The sequence below is a fragment of the Martinezella sp. CNPSo 3795 genome, from assembly GCF_057784475.1.
Map to the genome: position 1 here is coordinate 26,234 of NZ_JBXSOQ010000016.1, position 13,623 is coordinate 39,856.

General features: G+C 60.5%; 13 protein-coding genes. 6 read left to right on the top strand and 7 right to left on the bottom strand.

Annotated elements, in window-relative coordinates; genetic code table 11:
* Nucleotides 1–75: 75 nt before the first annotated feature.
* On the top strand, nt 76–1,209 hold the full coding sequence (locus tag AC13QY_RS29210) for a citrate synthase (protein ID WP_113352513.1): 1,134 nt from the start codon (nt 76–78) through the stop codon (nt 1,207–1,209).
* Nucleotides 1,210–1,242: 33 nt separating this feature from the next.
* Here AC13QY_RS29210 and AC13QY_RS29215 read toward each other — a convergent pair whose 3' ends face one another.
* A complete protein-coding gene (locus AC13QY_RS29215) occupies nt 1,243–1,614 on the bottom strand; it encodes a VOC family protein (RefSeq protein ID WP_113352514.1) in 372 nt (123 codons plus the stop codon).
* Nucleotides 1,615–1,644: 30 nt separating this feature from the next.
* Nucleotides 1,645–2,646, bottom strand: a complete 1,002-nt coding sequence (tehA, locus tag AC13QY_RS29220) for a dicarboxylate transporter/tellurite-resistance protein TehA (protein ID WP_113352515.1) — start codon at nt 2,644–2,646, stop codon at nt 1,645–1,647.
* A 304-nt stretch (nt 2,647–2,950) separates the two neighbouring features.
* On the opposite strand from tehA, the gene gnd reads away from it, so the two are divergent.
* A complete protein-coding gene (gene gnd / locus AC13QY_RS29225; protein WP_069612206.1) occupies nt 2,951–3,976 on the top strand; it encodes a phosphogluconate dehydrogenase (NAD(+)-dependent, decarboxylating) in 1,026 nt (341 codons plus the stop codon).
* A gap of 125 nt (nt 3,977–4,101) precedes the next feature.
* Here gnd and AC13QY_RS29230 read toward each other — a convergent pair whose 3' ends face one another.
* From AC13QY_RS29230 to AC13QY_RS29250, 5 genes are read right to left on the bottom strand one after another with little or no spacing between them, the layout of a single operon-like run.
* Nucleotides 4,102–5,328 (bottom strand): molybdopterin molybdotransferase MoeA, encoded by a 1,227-nt coding sequence (locus AC13QY_RS29230; protein WP_113352516.1) that lies wholly within the window; start codon nt 5,326–5,328, stop codon nt 4,102–4,104.
* 3 nt (nt 5,329–5,331) lie between these two features.
* Entirely contained in the window at nt 5,332–5,826 is a 495-nt protein-coding gene (gene moaC, locus AC13QY_RS29235; protein ID WP_113330677.1) for a cyclic pyranopterin monophosphate synthase MoaC, read from the bottom strand.
* A gap of 1 nt (nt 5,827) precedes the next feature.
* Nucleotides 5,828–6,643: an indole-3-glycerol phosphate synthase TrpC gene (trpC, locus tag AC13QY_RS29240; protein ID WP_113330678.1), complete on the bottom strand. Its 816-nt coding sequence runs from the start codon at nt 6,641–6,643 to the stop codon at nt 5,828–5,830.
* A 6-nt stretch (nt 6,644–6,649) separates the two neighbouring features.
* Nucleotides 6,650–7,672: an anthranilate phosphoribosyltransferase gene (trpD, locus tag AC13QY_RS29245; protein WP_113330679.1), complete on the bottom strand. Its 1,023-nt coding sequence runs from the start codon at nt 7,670–7,672 to the stop codon at nt 6,650–6,652.
* Between the two features lie 25 nt (nt 7,673–7,697).
* The gene (locus AC13QY_RS29250) at nt 7,698–9,590 is read right to left on the bottom strand and encodes a peptidylprolyl isomerase (protein ID WP_113352517.1); all 1,893 of its coding nucleotides are present in this window, start codon (nt 9,588–9,590) and stop codon (nt 7,698–7,700) included.
* Between the two features lie 180 nt (nt 9,591–9,770).
* On the opposite strand from AC13QY_RS29250, the gene AC13QY_RS29255 reads away from it, so the two are divergent.
* The 4 genes from AC13QY_RS29255 to AC13QY_RS29270 all read left to right on the top strand — a co-directional run bounded on the left by AC13QY_RS29255 (nt 9,771) and on the right by AC13QY_RS29270 (nt 13,576).
* On the top strand, nt 9,771–10,052 hold the full coding sequence (locus AC13QY_RS29255) for a hypothetical protein (protein WP_069612302.1): 282 nt from the start codon (nt 9,771–9,773) through the stop codon (nt 10,050–10,052).
* Nucleotides 10,053–10,355: 303 nt separating this feature from the next.
* On the top strand, nt 10,356–10,820 hold the full coding sequence (locus AC13QY_RS29260; protein ID WP_069612200.1) for a MarR family winged helix-turn-helix transcriptional regulator: 465 nt from the start codon (nt 10,356–10,358) through the stop codon (nt 10,818–10,820).
* Complete coding sequence (locus tag AC13QY_RS29265) at nt 10,813–12,039, top strand: HlyD family secretion protein (RefSeq protein ID WP_113330681.1); 1,227 nt, start codon at nt 10,813–10,815, stop codon at nt 12,037–12,039. Before AC13QY_RS29260 ends, AC13QY_RS29265 begins: the two co-directional genes overlap by 8 nt.
* On the top strand, nt 12,032–13,576 hold the full coding sequence (locus AC13QY_RS29270) for a DHA2 family efflux MFS transporter permease subunit (RefSeq protein ID WP_113352518.1): 1,545 nt from the start codon (nt 12,032–12,034) through the stop codon (nt 13,574–13,576). The genes AC13QY_RS29265 and AC13QY_RS29270 overlap by 8 nt, the downstream gene beginning before the upstream one ends.
* Nucleotides 13,577–13,623: the final 47 nt, after the last annotated feature.

Sequence of the window (13,623 nt, forward strand, 5' to 3'; positions counted from 1 at the left end):
CCTTTGACTATCCGATTAGATCGGATCTATTCCTATTGACGTCAATCTTGACGCAATTGATCAATATGAGGACCGATGAGCTGGCTGACGGCAGAGCAGGCGCTGAACCTGCTGGGAACGAAATCACAGACGCTCTACGCCAATGTCAGCCGCGGGCGCATTCGTGCGAAAGCCGATCCCACGGATACGCGGCGCAGCCTCTATTTTGCCGATGACGTCAAGCGATTGGCCACCCGCCACGCCGGACGGCGCAAGACCGAGACGGTGGCCGCCGAGGCCATTCAATGGGGCGATCCGGTATTGCCATCGGCACTGTCGACGGTTTCGAACGGAAGGCTTTTCTATCGCGGCAAGGACGTGGCGATGCTTGCCGAAAGCGCAAGCCTCGAAGATATCGCGCGGCTGCTTTGGGACATGAAGCGGCCGTTGCGATTCGATCCAAGCGAGGCGTGGCGGAAGCCGCCTTCCTTGGATAGTGCTTTCTCCGCGCTTGCCGAGCGCATAACAAGCGATCTGCCATCACTCGGGCGTTCGCTTCCGGCACTGCAAAATGAAGCCGAAAGCGTGTTTGGTACGGTGGCTGAGGCCCTGGCCCCGGGCGCGTGGGATCAACCACTGCATCGCCGTCTCGCGACTGCCTGGGACCGCCCTGATGCCGCCGATATGATCCGCCGCAGTTTCGTCTTGCTTGCCGATCACGAGCTGAACGCTTCGACCTTCACCGCAAGGATCACGGCATCCGCAGGCGCCACGCTATCCGCCGCCACTCTATCCGGCCTCTCCACACTGACAGGTCCGCTGCATGGCGGTGCATGGCAGAGCGTGCGTACGCTGATCGCGCGGGCAGCCACGACGGGGGTGGATGAGGCGGTCCGCAGCTATCTCGCGGAAGGACGGCCATTGCCGGCTTTTGGCCATCAGCTTTATCCTGATGCCGATATCCGGGGAGAGGCGTTGCTTGGCTGCTTCACGCTGCCGCCGCTCTTCGCCAGAGTTCGCGATGTCGGCGAGCAGCTGGTCGGAGAACGCGTCAATGTTGACTTCGCCCTGACGGCGATGACCCACGCCTATCATCTCCCGGAGAATGCGCCGCTAATCATCTTCGCGCTGGCACGGACGGTCGGATGGCTTGCGCATGCCATGGAGCAGGCGACCAGCGGTAGGCTCATTCGGCCGCGCGCGCGTTATGTCGGTCTGCCGGTACCATGATCTCATCCTTACCGGACGTAGGGCGCTTTTTGCTCAACTCACCGGCAGGTGACAAACAGCTTCGATATTGTGGCCATCAGGATCGAGAATGAAAGCGCCATAGTAGTTCGGATGATAATGAGGGCGCAGACCTGGGGCACCGTTATCGGTGCCGCCGGCGATTATCCCGACCCGATGGAAGTCATCGACGAGCTCCCTGTTTGGGGCGGCAAAGGCGATATGGGTGCCTGTTTGCAAAGCATCGCGCTGACCGATCCAGAAGAAAGCCTTCTGGCCAATGCCGTAACCCGCAAATCTTTCGCCTTCGGCATAAAGGCGTTCTATGCCTATGGAGCGCAGTAGTGTGTCGTAGAAGATCTTCGATCGCTCGATATCGCGAACCCCGATCGTCACATGATCAAGCACATCACCCTCCAAAAGTGCGATTGAACTCTATTAACGCTGACCAACGGCGCCAACGTCGCGGTCGGCAAGCTCGACCCAACCAATGACAAGTTTGCGGTTGGCAATCAGCCAGATCGTTGCCAGCGCGACCAAACCGACGACGATATTGGCAGCGACGAAGAGAATGGGAGCAAGTTGCGTCACTGGACCGACATCGCCACGTTCGACAAGGCGCATGGGGGCGGTTGCCAGTGCGGTCGCGCCGAAGGTGAAGGCCCAATAAGCGGGGCTGAAGCCTTCTTTCATGATCCAGGGCAGGAGGCGCAACATGATCAGGGCCTGCAGCAAGCCGTAGCCGATCATTGCGTGGACGAGCATGTCGGGAGGGCTTTGTGTGGCGCTGATATAGGCTAACGCACCGACAGCCGGCGGAGCCAGTTGAATTCCGAGGGTTGGTCGCAGCGGCGCGGCCAACGCCGGCCCCGTCAGCAGGCGATGCAGCAGGGCGGATTCGATAGCAAGCCAGGCGAAGAAGCCGGCGCCGAAGAAAAGCTGCGCCCATTGCGGAAAGCCGAGTGCGGCGCCGACAATAGCAGTCACGAAACTGCCGGCGACGTTTGGCAGATAGAGCACGGCTGTCGTCGTGGCAATATCGCGTTCGCCCTGCCAGAGCCCTCCGGTTCGCCAGACGGAGAACGCCAGGGTATAGACGGCGCCGATCAGGAATATTGTTTCGGCGCCGATACGCGAATAGGGCAGCAGGCCACCGGCCACCAGCATGGTTGCGACACCGACAAGGCCGATAAAGCAGCATTGGACAGGGTGCGCCACTTCCTTGAATGCCTCCTCGCGCGCCACCATCCACTTCAAAGCGTAGAGCACGATCAGCACCAGCCAGACGGCCAGCGCAATAAAGGTCAGAAATTCACCGATCAGTACTGGCAGATGCCAGATGCGGGCACCCACGCGCCAGGCATTGGCTAGACCGGAAAGCCCAAGAACCATGCCGAAAAACGAAGCTGGAACCAGCGGTAGTTTCAAAGACGCAGCCATATGCCCCCTTTGACGCTCTATGTGAGCGCCACCCTAAAGAGAATGATGCAAAGAACCCGAGATCGATGCTAAATCCATCAACATGAATGAAGCGCAAAATACAGCTTTCCTCGAAACCGGCAAAGCGCGATCATGGCGAAAAGCGGGAGGTCAGACCAGGCGACATCACAGATGCGTGAACGGGCGAATTTTCCTTCGCTGACCGGCTTATGCATAGCTCGCCCGTCATTTGTTCATTGGAAAATGCTGCGAAATGTCTCTATTGAACATTCAAACGATTAAAACCGTCCTAGGAGACTGACATATGCAAATCGGAATGATTGGCCTTGGCCGTATGGGCAACAACATGGTGCAGCGCCTGATGAGAGGCGGTCACAGTGCGGTTGTTTTCGATGCGCGTCCGGAAAGCATCGCCGGGCTTGAGCAGCTCGGCGCCACCGGCAGCAAGTCTCTCGCGGATTTCGTATCGAAGCTCGCTAAGCCGCGCGTTGTCTGGCTGATGTTGCCGGCGGCAATCGTCGATCAGGAATTGGCGGCGATCGTCCCGCTGCTGGAAGAGGGCGACATCGTCATCGATGGCGGCAATTCCTATTATCACGACGATATCCGCCGTGCCGAAGAGCTGAAGCCGAAGGGCATCCATTACGTCGACGTCGGCACCAGCGGTGGCGTTTTCGGTCTGGAGCGCGGCTATTGCCTGATGATCGGCGGCGAAAAGGAAACCGTCCAGCATCTATCGCCGATCTTCGCGACACTTGCCCCCGGTGTCGGTGACGTCGCTCCGTCGGCAATGCGCTCGGAAGAGGCTGCCAAGAACAGCACGGCGGAGCAGGGCTATCTGCATTGCGGCCCATCCGGCGCCGGCCATTTCGTCAAGATGGTCCATAACGGCATCGAATATGGCCTGATGGCTGCCTATGCCGAAGGCTTCAACGTTCTGCGCCATGCCAATATCGGCAAGCAAGACGCGGAGAAGGACGCCGAAACCGCGCCGCTCTCCCACCCGCAGTATTACCAGTATGATCTCGACATCGCCGAAATCTCGGAAGTCTGGCGCCGCGGCAGCGTGATCACCTCTTGGCTGCTCGACCTCACGGCCGATGCCCTGCACGGCGATGCAGCGCTTTCGCAATATGCCGGCCGCGTTTCCGACTCCGGCGAAGGCCGCTGGACGATCTCGGCCGCGATCGACGAAGGCGTTCCAACGCCGGTGCTGAGCGCTGCGCTTTACGGCCGTTTCGCTTCGCGCGGCAATGACGACTACGCCAACAAGGTTCTCTCTGCCATGCGCGCCGGCTTCGGCGGCCACCATGAGAAGCCGGCGAAGTAATTGGTTGGTCTATCGATCTGATGATAGCGAGCCGGGTGGGTCAAACCTCCCGGCTTTTTCTTGTCCGCTTTTATTATCCCGATACGTCGAGCCGGAAACCGCCTTGCACTTTTCCTGGGGGACCTTCAGCCCAGCAGATCGGGCCGCAGGAATATGACCGGAGTGGGCGAACCGACTTCCAGCTGCGAGGCATGTGGCGGGCGGACGACCAGGCAATCGGCACGCGAAAAGACTTTCATCATCGACGAATCCTGCTTCGAGAAGGGCTCGGCGAGCCAGCCGCCGTCGGCAGCTTTCGTCAGCGTTGCGCGGACGTAATCCTGTCGCTGATCGTTCGCCGCAAAGGACATGGCGGCGCGTGCAAAGCCTTCGCGCTTTATCGGCGGCAGGGATGCGAGCTTTCTTATCAATGGCTCGAGAAAGAGCAGGCCGCAGACAAGGCTGGAGACGGGATTGCCGGGGAGGCCGAGGACATGCATGTCGCCGAGGCTGCCGACCATCAGCGGCTTGCCGGGGCGCATGGCAATGCGCCAGAAATCCAGCTTCATTCCTGCAGCCACCATTGTCGCCTGCACCAGATCGTGATCACCGACAGAAGCGCCGCCGAGCGTGACGATGATGTCGGCCTTGGCCACCTGCGCACGGCCGATGGCGGCGGTGATATCGTCGCTGTCGTCGGCGACGATGCCGAGATCAAGCACATGCGCGCCTGCATTGCGGGCCAGTGCAGCGATGCCGAACGTGTTGGACGCGATGATCTGCGAGGGACCCGGTTCATTGCCGGGAGCCACGAGTTCATCGCCGGTCGCGAGAATCGCCACCAGCGGCCTCCGGTAGACATCCAAGGCCGGATGGTTCATGGCCGCGGCGACGGTGAGCCGCGAAAAATCCATCACCGTGCCGGCGGGAAGCACCGATTCGCCTTCCAGGAAATCCTGTCCGCGCGGGCGAATATGCTGCCCCTTGCGCAAGGGATAGGTCGTACGGATGCGATCTCCCTCCAGGCGCTCGGCGTCCTCCTGCAAAAGTACCGAATCGGCACCGGCCGGAACCGGCGCACCGGTGAAAATGCGAACCGCTTCGCCCTTGCTGACGGTTCCGTCGAAAGCATGGCCGGCAGCCGAGGCGCCGATGACCTGCAGCTCAGAACCCGGCAGTGCCGCATCATCGAAGCGCAGCGCGTAACCGTCCATCGCCGAGGCATCGAAAGGCGGTTGGGTCAGGCGGGCGGCAAGATCCTTGGCCAGAACCCTGCCTTCGGCCATATCGAGCGGAACGCTTTCAACACGGTGGATCGGCGCGGCACTGTCCAACAAGCGCGCTTGCGCTTCGACAACGGGTAGCAGGCTCATATATCAGGCCCTCGGATGGCGGAAATCCCCCGATTTGCCGCCGGATTTCTCCAATAGAGTGATTCCGCCGATTTCCATGCCGCGATCGGCGGCCTTGGCCATGTCGTAGATCGTCAGGCAGGCGACGGAAACCGCCGTCAGCGCTTCCATCTCGACGCCGGTGCGGCCGGTCAGCTTTGTCGTCGCGGTGACCCGGAGACCGGGTAGGGCGGCATCCTCTGCGATATCGACGGAAACCTTCGTCAACATGAGGGGATGGCAGAGCGGGATGAGATTGCTGGTCTGCTTCGCTGCCATGATGCCGGCAAGCCGCGCCGTGCCGATCACATCGCCCTTCTTAGCGTTGCCGTCGCGAATCAGCGCCAAAGTCTCGGGTTTCATCTTGACGTAACCGGCCGCGGTGGCGCTGCGGGCCGTCTCGGCCTTATCGCCGACATCGACCATGTTGGCTTCGCCCGAAGCGTCGATATGCGTGAGAGCAGCCTTCTCGGTGCTCATCTCACTCGGCCGCCAGAATGCCGGTTTCGCCGTTCAGCAGCAGTTTGGTTGCCGCCGTCACATCGTCCTTGCGCATGAGGCTTTCGCCGACGAGGAAGGTGCTGATACCGACGGCCTCGAGACGCTTGCAGTCGGCGTGTGTGAAGACGCCGCTTTCGCCGACCAGCAGCCGGTCCTTCGGTACCATGGGCGCCAGCTTCTCGCTGACCGTCAAGCTTACTTCGAACGTGCGCAGATTGCGGTTGTTGATGCCGACCAGCGGCGAGGACAGTTTTAGTGCACGATCCATCTCTTCGGCGTCGTGGACCTCCACCAGCACATCCATGCCGAGGCCGAAGGCCTCGTCCTGAAGACGCTCGGCGTCATCGTCCGAAAGCGATGCCATGATCAGCAAGATGCAGTCTGCACCCCAGGCACGGGCTTCCTGGACCTGGTACGTGTCGAACATGAAATCCTTGCGCAGTGCCGGCAGCGAGCAGGCCGCGCGGGCAGCCGTCAGGAATTCCGGAGCACCCTGGAAACTCGGTGTATCCGTCAGCACCGAAAGGCAAGCCGCACCGCCGGCCTCGTAGGCCTTGGCGAGGGCAGGCGGGTCGAAATCGGGGCGTATCAGGCCCTTGGACGGGCTTGCCTTCTTGATTTCGGCAATCAGGCCGAACACACCGGATTCCTGCCTGGCAAGCAGCGCCTTGTGAAAGCCGCGCGGTGCGGACTGGTCAGCCTGCATGGCCTTGAGATCGGAAAGGGAAAGCTTGGCCTTGGCAGCGGCGATTTCCTCGCGCTTGTAGGCCTCGATCTTTCTAAGGATATCGCTCATGATGTCCTAGTCCTGTCCTTCTTCATTGGAAACGGCAATGAGCTTTTCCAGTGCAACGGCGGTGGCGCCGCTATCGAGCGAATGAGCCGCGAGCTTCATGCCATCATGCAGCGTTTCCGCCTTGCCGGCAATGACCAGCGAGGCCGCCGCATTGGCAAGGGCGATGTCGCGATAGGCGTTCTTTTCGCCGGCGAGCACTGCGCGAAGGGCTGCGGCGTTCGCAACGCCGTCACCACCCTTGAGATCGGCAAGGTCAGCATGTTGCAGGCCGAAATCGGCCGGTGTCAGTTCGAAGCTACGAATCCTGCCGTTTTCCAGGGCCGCTACGGAGGTCTTGCCCGTCGTGGTGATCTCGTCCAAGCCGTCGCCGTGCACGACCCAGACGCTCTCTGCGTTGAGATCCCTCAGCACCTCGGCCAGCGGCAATACCCATTGTGGCGCGAAGACGCCCAGCAGCTGACGACGAGCGCCGGCAGGATTGGACAACGGACCAAGGAGATTGAAAATCGTGCGCGTGCCGAGTTCGACACGCGAGGGGCCGACATGGCGCATGGAAGAATGATGCAGCTGCGCGAACATGAAGCCGATACCGGCTTCCCGAATGCAGCGAGCAATCGTCTCAGGTCCGATATCGAGCTTGATACCCAATACGGATTGCGTGTCGGCGGTGCCGGCCTTGGAGCTTTGGGCACGATTGCCGTGCTTGGCGACGGGCACACCCGCGCCGGCGACGATGAATGCCGCCAGCGTCGAGATATTGTATGTGCCAAAGCCATCGCCGCCGGTGCCGACGATATCGATCGCATCGGCAGGCGCTTCCACCGGCAGCATCTTGGCGCGCATGGTCGTCACGGCGCCGACGATTTCATCCACCGTCTCGCCGCGAACGCGCAGCGCCATGAGAAATGCACCGATCTGCGACGGCGTGGCCTCGCCCGACATCAGGATTTCGAATGCCTGCCGGGCTTCGTCCCGCGTCAGCGCCTCACGATTGGCCACCTTGGCGAGGAAAGGCTTCAATTCTGTCATTGATGATCCATCCTCCCGTATGGGTCTAGCGGGACATCGCCTGTTCGGCGAGGCTCTGGTTGACCGTTACGGCGTATTTGGACTGCAGCTGGCCGACTATCTGGTCGAGGATGTCGTCGCCGGCAGCATTGGCGATCTGGGCCACCTGCTGATCGTCGTTGCTCAGCGCATCGGTCGTCGGATTGTCGTTGACATCGGTGACTTTGAGCAGGATCTGCGTCGTGTCATCGGCGCCGACAGCGTTGGCGGCCGTATCGACCGGACCGGAGAAGGCGGCAGCGATACCGCCGCGACCCAGAACCGGATCATCCGTCGAGCGCGTGATGCCGGTCTTGCTTTCAACAGCGATGCCAAGCGGCGCGGCGATATCGGCGAGCGACTTGCCTTTCTGCGCTTCCTGCTTCAGCTCGGCGGCCTTGGCGGCAAGCGCGACCTTCTGCTGCTCGGCGGTCCAGTCGGCAACTGCCTTTTCACGGACTTCGGAAAGCGGGCGATCATGATCGGGCGTGACGTTCATGACATCATACCAGATGTAGCCATCATTGCCGACCGTCAGGGGAGCAGGGTTGCCACCCTGATCGGCCTTGAAGACCTCCGAGATCAGCTGCTGGCGGGCCGGCAGATCCTTGATCTCATTGCCATTCTGATCGAGGCCGGTCTGGTCGATCGCATCGATGGTAACGAGCTTCAGCTTGAGTTGCGATGCTGCATCCTGCAGCGATGCGCCGGAGCCGCGCAGGTCTTCGAACTTGTCGTGGACGCTGGTGATTTCATTGGCAGCGTTGCCGAGCGCAATCTGCTTGCGGATATCTTCCTTGACGTCGTCGAAATTCTTGGCCGTTTCGTTCTTCACATTGGTTACACGCAGGATGACCGGACCGAATGAACCGTCCACGACGGGCGTGGTGCCACCTTCCTTGGAGACGGCAAACGCCGCTTCGGCAACGGTCTTGTCCGGAACCTGATCCTTGGTGAAGGTGCCGAGCAGCACGTCGGACGGCTTCTTGCCCTGATCGGAGACGAGCTGATCGAAGGTGGTTCCCGTCTTCAGCGCATCGGCTGCGGCATTGGCGAGATCCTTGTTGGCGAAGGTCAGCTGCTCGATGGTGCGCGTTGCCGGCGTGGTGAAGCTGTCCTTGCGCTTGTCGAACTGCGCCCGCACTTCGTCATCCGTGACACTTGCCACATCGGCAATATCCTCGGCCTGCAACTTCACATAGGCGAACTTGCGGTATTCAGGCGCACGATATTTCGACTTCACGCCATCGAACCATTTCTGCAACACGTCGTCGGCCGGCGCCTTGACGGGATCGATATTGGCATTGGTCAGCAACAGATAATCGATGCTGCGGGTCTCGTCGTGATACTGCTTGACCGCATCGGCAAGAACCGCCGGTGCGACAAAGCCGTTGGACACAGCTTCGACGATTTGGCTGCGGATCGCGACTTTGCTGCGCTCCTTGATATAATCATCGGGCGATATGTTGCTGTTGCGCAGAAGCATATCGAACTTTTGGCGGTCAAAGGCACCGTTCGCAGCCTTGAAGGCCGGATCGTCGCCGATGAGCTTGGCAAGGCGGTCTTGCGAGAGGCCGAGGTTCATGTCAGCGGCGAGCTGATCGAGCGAAGCGCCGGCGACGAGCTGCGCCACCGTCTGTTGCCCGATGCCGAAGGCGCGAGCCTGCTCCGGTGTGATCTGCATGCGCAGCTGCTGGCTGATCGCCTGGATCTGGCGGCGATAGGCAAGGCGGAACTCATTGGTATCGATGTGCTGATCGCCGACTGTGACAACGGTATTGCTGCCACCGCCCGTGATAAGGGACCGCTCGACGCCCCACACGCCGAAGGCCGCCGCAAGAAGAAGCAACAAACCTTTGGCAACCCAGGTCTGGGCGATTTTTCTCAGCACGTCGAACATCGGAAAGCAAACCTCGTCATCATCAAGTCTTCGCCCGCAGGCGAAACAATCGGAGTTCCTTAGAACAATCCGAACCGGAATTGAAGAGCCAGTGGGGAAATCGCCTGATGAGGTGCAGCCATGCCGGAACCTTTGAGAAGCGGCAGCGTTCTAGCAATGCGGAAACATAAGGAGCACACGATGGCAGAGACCAAATCAGCCTCTACTCAGTCGTCTTCGGCGCGAGCACAAACGGAAACGGCAATGGAGGATCTTGCCGCCCAGGTCGCAGCCTTACGCGAAGATCTGGCAAAGCTGTCACAAAGCGTGGCGGCTGTGGGGCAGGGAGCGAAATCTGTCGTCGCGGAGGAAGCCCAGGAGATCACGGAGCAGTTGCGCGAGAGAGTTCGAGAAGAGCCGATTTTCATGGTCGCTGCCGCAGCAGGCATCGGTTATCTGATCGGCCTTCTGAGCCGACGCTAGTCAGGACGAGCTCTCGACGGGTGGACGAGCCACTCCGAGCGACCGCAGCTGCGAAACCGCCGAAAAAGGCGCGGACGATTCGTCCGCGCCTTTTCAATTGGTAACCGCAAACGCCCGTATGCAAGAATTGCAGAATATATGCATTGCACCACAACCGAAGCCTGCTGCGATATCTTTGTGACACTCCCTGCGACATGTTGACCATCGCCATTTGTTGAACGCGCACCCTCTTGTATCACGTGGGCGCTTACTATACGTAACAACAATTATAAGGTTGCTTATGAATAGCAGGCTCCCCATACAATGATTTCGACCCCCACCGTTGGTTTTCTCCTCCATGACGTTGCGCGACTCCTTCGGAAGAGATTCGAGCAGCGTGCGAAGGATTTGGGCCTGACGCGCTCGCAGTGGCAAACCCTTGCCTACCTTGCAAACAATGAAGGTATCCATCAGGCCGGACTGGCCGAAATTCTCGAAATCGAGCCGATCACGCTGGTGCGTATTCTGGACAAGCTCAGCGAACGGGGGCTGGTGGAGCGCCGGCAGCATCCGAATGATCGGCGCAGCTGGCTACTCTATATGCGCGAAGAGGCCCGGCCGTTGATGGACGCCATGCGCAGCATTGGCGAACAGTCGCGCAAGGAAGCGCTCGAGGGCGCCTCTCAGGAAGATCAAGAGCGCCTCTATGAATTGCTTACCCTTATGAAATCGAACCTGGTTAGCGCCTGCCGTTCAAAAGCAGTCGATAAAGAGTTACAACATGGCTGAAGCATCCTCCCCACTTCGCGTACCCGCGAACGCAAACTCCTCCGAACAAAATCAAGCTCCCGTCGCCGAGGCTCCATCCTCAAACCCGGCGCCCCAGCCTTCCACGACTGCGCCGGCCGCACCGGCAGCGCCCCCGGAGGCGCCGCGCAAGCGCCGTGGCATGACGCGACCAGTCCTGTTTGCGCTGCTTCCGGTCGCGCTTGTCATCGGTGGCTACTACTACGTCACCGGCGGGCAGATCATGTCCACGGACAATGCCTACATTCAGGCCGATATGGTCGGTGTTTCCACCGACGTTTCCGGCACGGTAATCTCGGTCGACGTGCATGAAAATGAGGTGGTGAAGAAAGGACAGGTGCTTTTCCGCCTGAAGCCCGATTCGTTCCGGATCGCGCTTGAAGGTGCGAAAGCGCAACTCGGCAATGCCAGGAACCAGATCCTGAACCTGCAGGCGAGCTACAAGCAATCCCTGTCGGAAATTGCGCAGGCGCAGGCCGACATCCCGTACTATCAGACGGAATTCGACCGCCAGCAGAACCTGATCACCAATTCGGTCGCTTCCAAGGCGGCTCTCGACCAGGCCAGACACAATCTCGAAGCCGCGCAGCAGAAGGTATTGGTCGCAAAGGCCACAGCCGCCGCGACTCTCGCCCAGTTGGGCGGCGAAGGCACTGCCGATCTGCCTCCGGAGCAGAACCCGCTCTATCTGCAGGCAAAGGCTGCGGTTGACAATGCGCAACGCGAACTTGACGACACCGTCGTCAAAGCCCCCTTCGACGGCGTGACCGCAAACGTACCCTCGCTGCAGGTCGGCGCTTATCTGACGGCTTCCCAGCCAGGATTCTCGCTGGTTTCCACCACGCATCTATGGATCAACGCCAGCCCGAAGGAAACCGAACTCACCTATGTCCGGCCCGGCCAGAAGGTCGATATCTCGGTCGACGCCTATCCGGGTGTGACCTGGAAGGGCACGGTTGCCAGCATAGCGCCGGCATCCGGTTCCAGCTTCTCGCTTCTGCCGGCGCAGAACACGACCGGCAACTGGGTGAAGGTCGTCCAACGCATACCGATGATCATCAATATCGACGACACGGCGGGCAAGCCTCCGCTGCGCGTCGGAATGAGCGTCGTCGCCGATGTCGACACCGGCCATGCCCGCGGCCTGCCTGATTTCGTCACCAACCTGCTGGGTCATTCCCGCGGTCAGGATCATGAGTAATACCGCCACCGCTTCTCCCGCGGCGCCCGTTGCCAATCGTGGTGCGATCACCGCCTGCGTCATCCTGTCCGTCATCATGCAGGCGCTGGATACCACCATCGCCAATGTCGCCCTGCCGCATATCCAGGGCGACGTTTCCGCCAGCGCCGACCAGATCAACTGGGTCCTGACGTCCTATATCGTCGCTGCGGCGATCATGACGCCGCCCTCCGGCTTCCTCTCGGCAAAATTCGGCCGCAAGCGGGTCTTGCTGGTGGCAATCGCCGGCTTTGTCGTTGCCTCGGTGCTGTGCGGCCTGTCGGAATCGCTGATACAGATTGTGGGCTTCCGCCTGCTGCAGGGCCTGTTCGGCGCTTCGCTCGTACCGCTGTCACAGGGCATCCTGCTCGATATCTACAATGTCGAGGAGCGCGGCCGTGCCATGGCGCTGTTCGGGGTCTCGGTCATGGTCGGGCCGGTTCTGGGTCCCGTCATCGGCGGCTGGCTGACCGACAATATCAGCTGGCGCTGGGTATTCTACATCAACGTGCCGATCGGTGCGCTCGCCTTCTTCGGCATCGTCGTCTACGTGACGGAAACCAAGCTCGATGCACTCGCCAAGCTCGACTGGTTCGGCTTCGGCATGCTTTCGATCGCGATCGCCGGTTTGCAGCTGTTCCTCGATCGCGGCGAGCAGCTCGACTGGTTCTATTCGAGCGAGATCATCGTCGAGGCGCTCGTCTGCGTCAGCGCCTTCTATCTCTTTCTGGTGCACATGTTCACGGCCGAGCGAAGCTTCGTCAATCCGCGGCTCTTCATGGACCAGAACTTTGCCGTCAGCATCCTGTTCATCTTCATCGTCGGCGTAACCTATCTGGCTTCGCTGGCGCTGATGACGCCTTATCTGCAGACGCTGATGGGCTATCCGGTCGTCACTGCCGGTATCGTCATGGGGCCACGCGGCCTCGGCACCATGTTCTGCATGTTTCTGGTTGGGCGGCTGATCGGCAAGGTCGACACCCGCTGGCTATTGTTCATCGGCCTCGCGCTGACGGCCTGGGCCATGTACGACATGACGGGCTGGACGCCGGATGTTTCGCAATGGACGCTGATTTCGGTCGGCTTCGTCCAGGGTGCCGGCCTCGGCTTCCTCTTCGTGCCGCTGACAACCATTGCCTTCGCGACGCTACCTGCGCAGATGCGCGGCGAAGGGACCGGCCTCTACAACCTCTCGCGTAATATCGGCTCCAGCGTCGGCATTTCGGTCGTCTCGATGCTGATTACCGAGAATACGCAGGTCAACCATGCCAATATCGCCGCCTATGTCACGCCATTCAATCGGTATTTCGGCCTCACGGCCGCGCAAGGGGTGAGCCCGATGACGGCAGTCGGTCGTGCGACGCTCGATGGGATGATCACGACGCAGGCGACCATCATCGCCTATATGGACGATTTCAAGCTGCTGATGCTGATGTCGATCTTCGCCATGCCGCTGCTAGTGCTCTTGCGCAAGCCGAAGGCACCGCCGGCGGTCGATCACAGCGTCGCGATGGAATAGCTACGCAGCCTTTCCAGTTTCACTGCGTGGCTCAACGGCTGCCGGGC

Excerpts from the sequence above, each read along its gene's own strand:
- AC13QY_RS29210 (WP_113352513.1), top strand. The coding sequence starts at position 76 with ATGAGCTGGCTGACGGCAGAGCAGGCGCTGAACCTGCTGGGAACGAAA.
- tehA (WP_113352515.1), bottom strand. The coding sequence starts at position 2,646 with ATGGCTGCGTCTTTGAAACTACCGCTGGTTCCAGCTTCGTTTTTCGGC.
- gnd (WP_069612206.1), top strand. The coding sequence starts at position 2,951 with ATGCAAATCGGAATGATTGGCCTTGGCCGTATGGGCAACAACATGGTG.
- AC13QY_RS29230 (WP_113352516.1), bottom strand. The coding sequence starts at position 5,328 with ATGAGCCTGCTACCCGTTGTCGAAGCGCAAGCGCGCTTGTTGGACAGT.
- moaC (WP_113330677.1), bottom strand. The coding sequence starts at position 5,826 with ATGAGCACCGAGAAGGCTGCTCTCACGCATATCGACGCTTCGGGCGAA.
- trpC (WP_113330678.1), bottom strand. The coding sequence starts at position 6,643 with ATGAGCGATATCCTTAGAAAGATCGAGGCCTACAAGCGCGAGGAAATC.
- trpD (WP_113330679.1), bottom strand. The coding sequence starts at position 7,672 with ATGACAGAATTGAAGCCTTTCCTCGCCAAGGTGGCCAATCGTGAGGCG.
- AC13QY_RS29250 (WP_113352517.1), bottom strand. The coding sequence starts at position 9,590 with ATGTTCGACGTGCTGAGAAAAATCGCCCAGACCTGGGTTGCCAAAGGT.
- AC13QY_RS29255 (WP_069612302.1), top strand. The coding sequence starts at position 9,771 with ATGGCAGAGACCAAATCAGCCTCTACTCAGTCGTCTTCGGCGCGAGCA.
- AC13QY_RS29260 (WP_069612200.1), top strand. The coding sequence starts at position 10,356 with ATGATTTCGACCCCCACCGTTGGTTTTCTCCTCCATGACGTTGCGCGA.
- AC13QY_RS29265 (WP_113330681.1), top strand. The coding sequence starts at position 10,813 with ATGGCTGAAGCATCCTCCCCACTTCGCGTACCCGCGAACGCAAACTCC.
- AC13QY_RS29270 (WP_113352518.1), top strand. The coding sequence starts at position 12,032 with ATGAGTAATACCGCCACCGCTTCTCCCGCGGCGCCCGTTGCCAATCGT.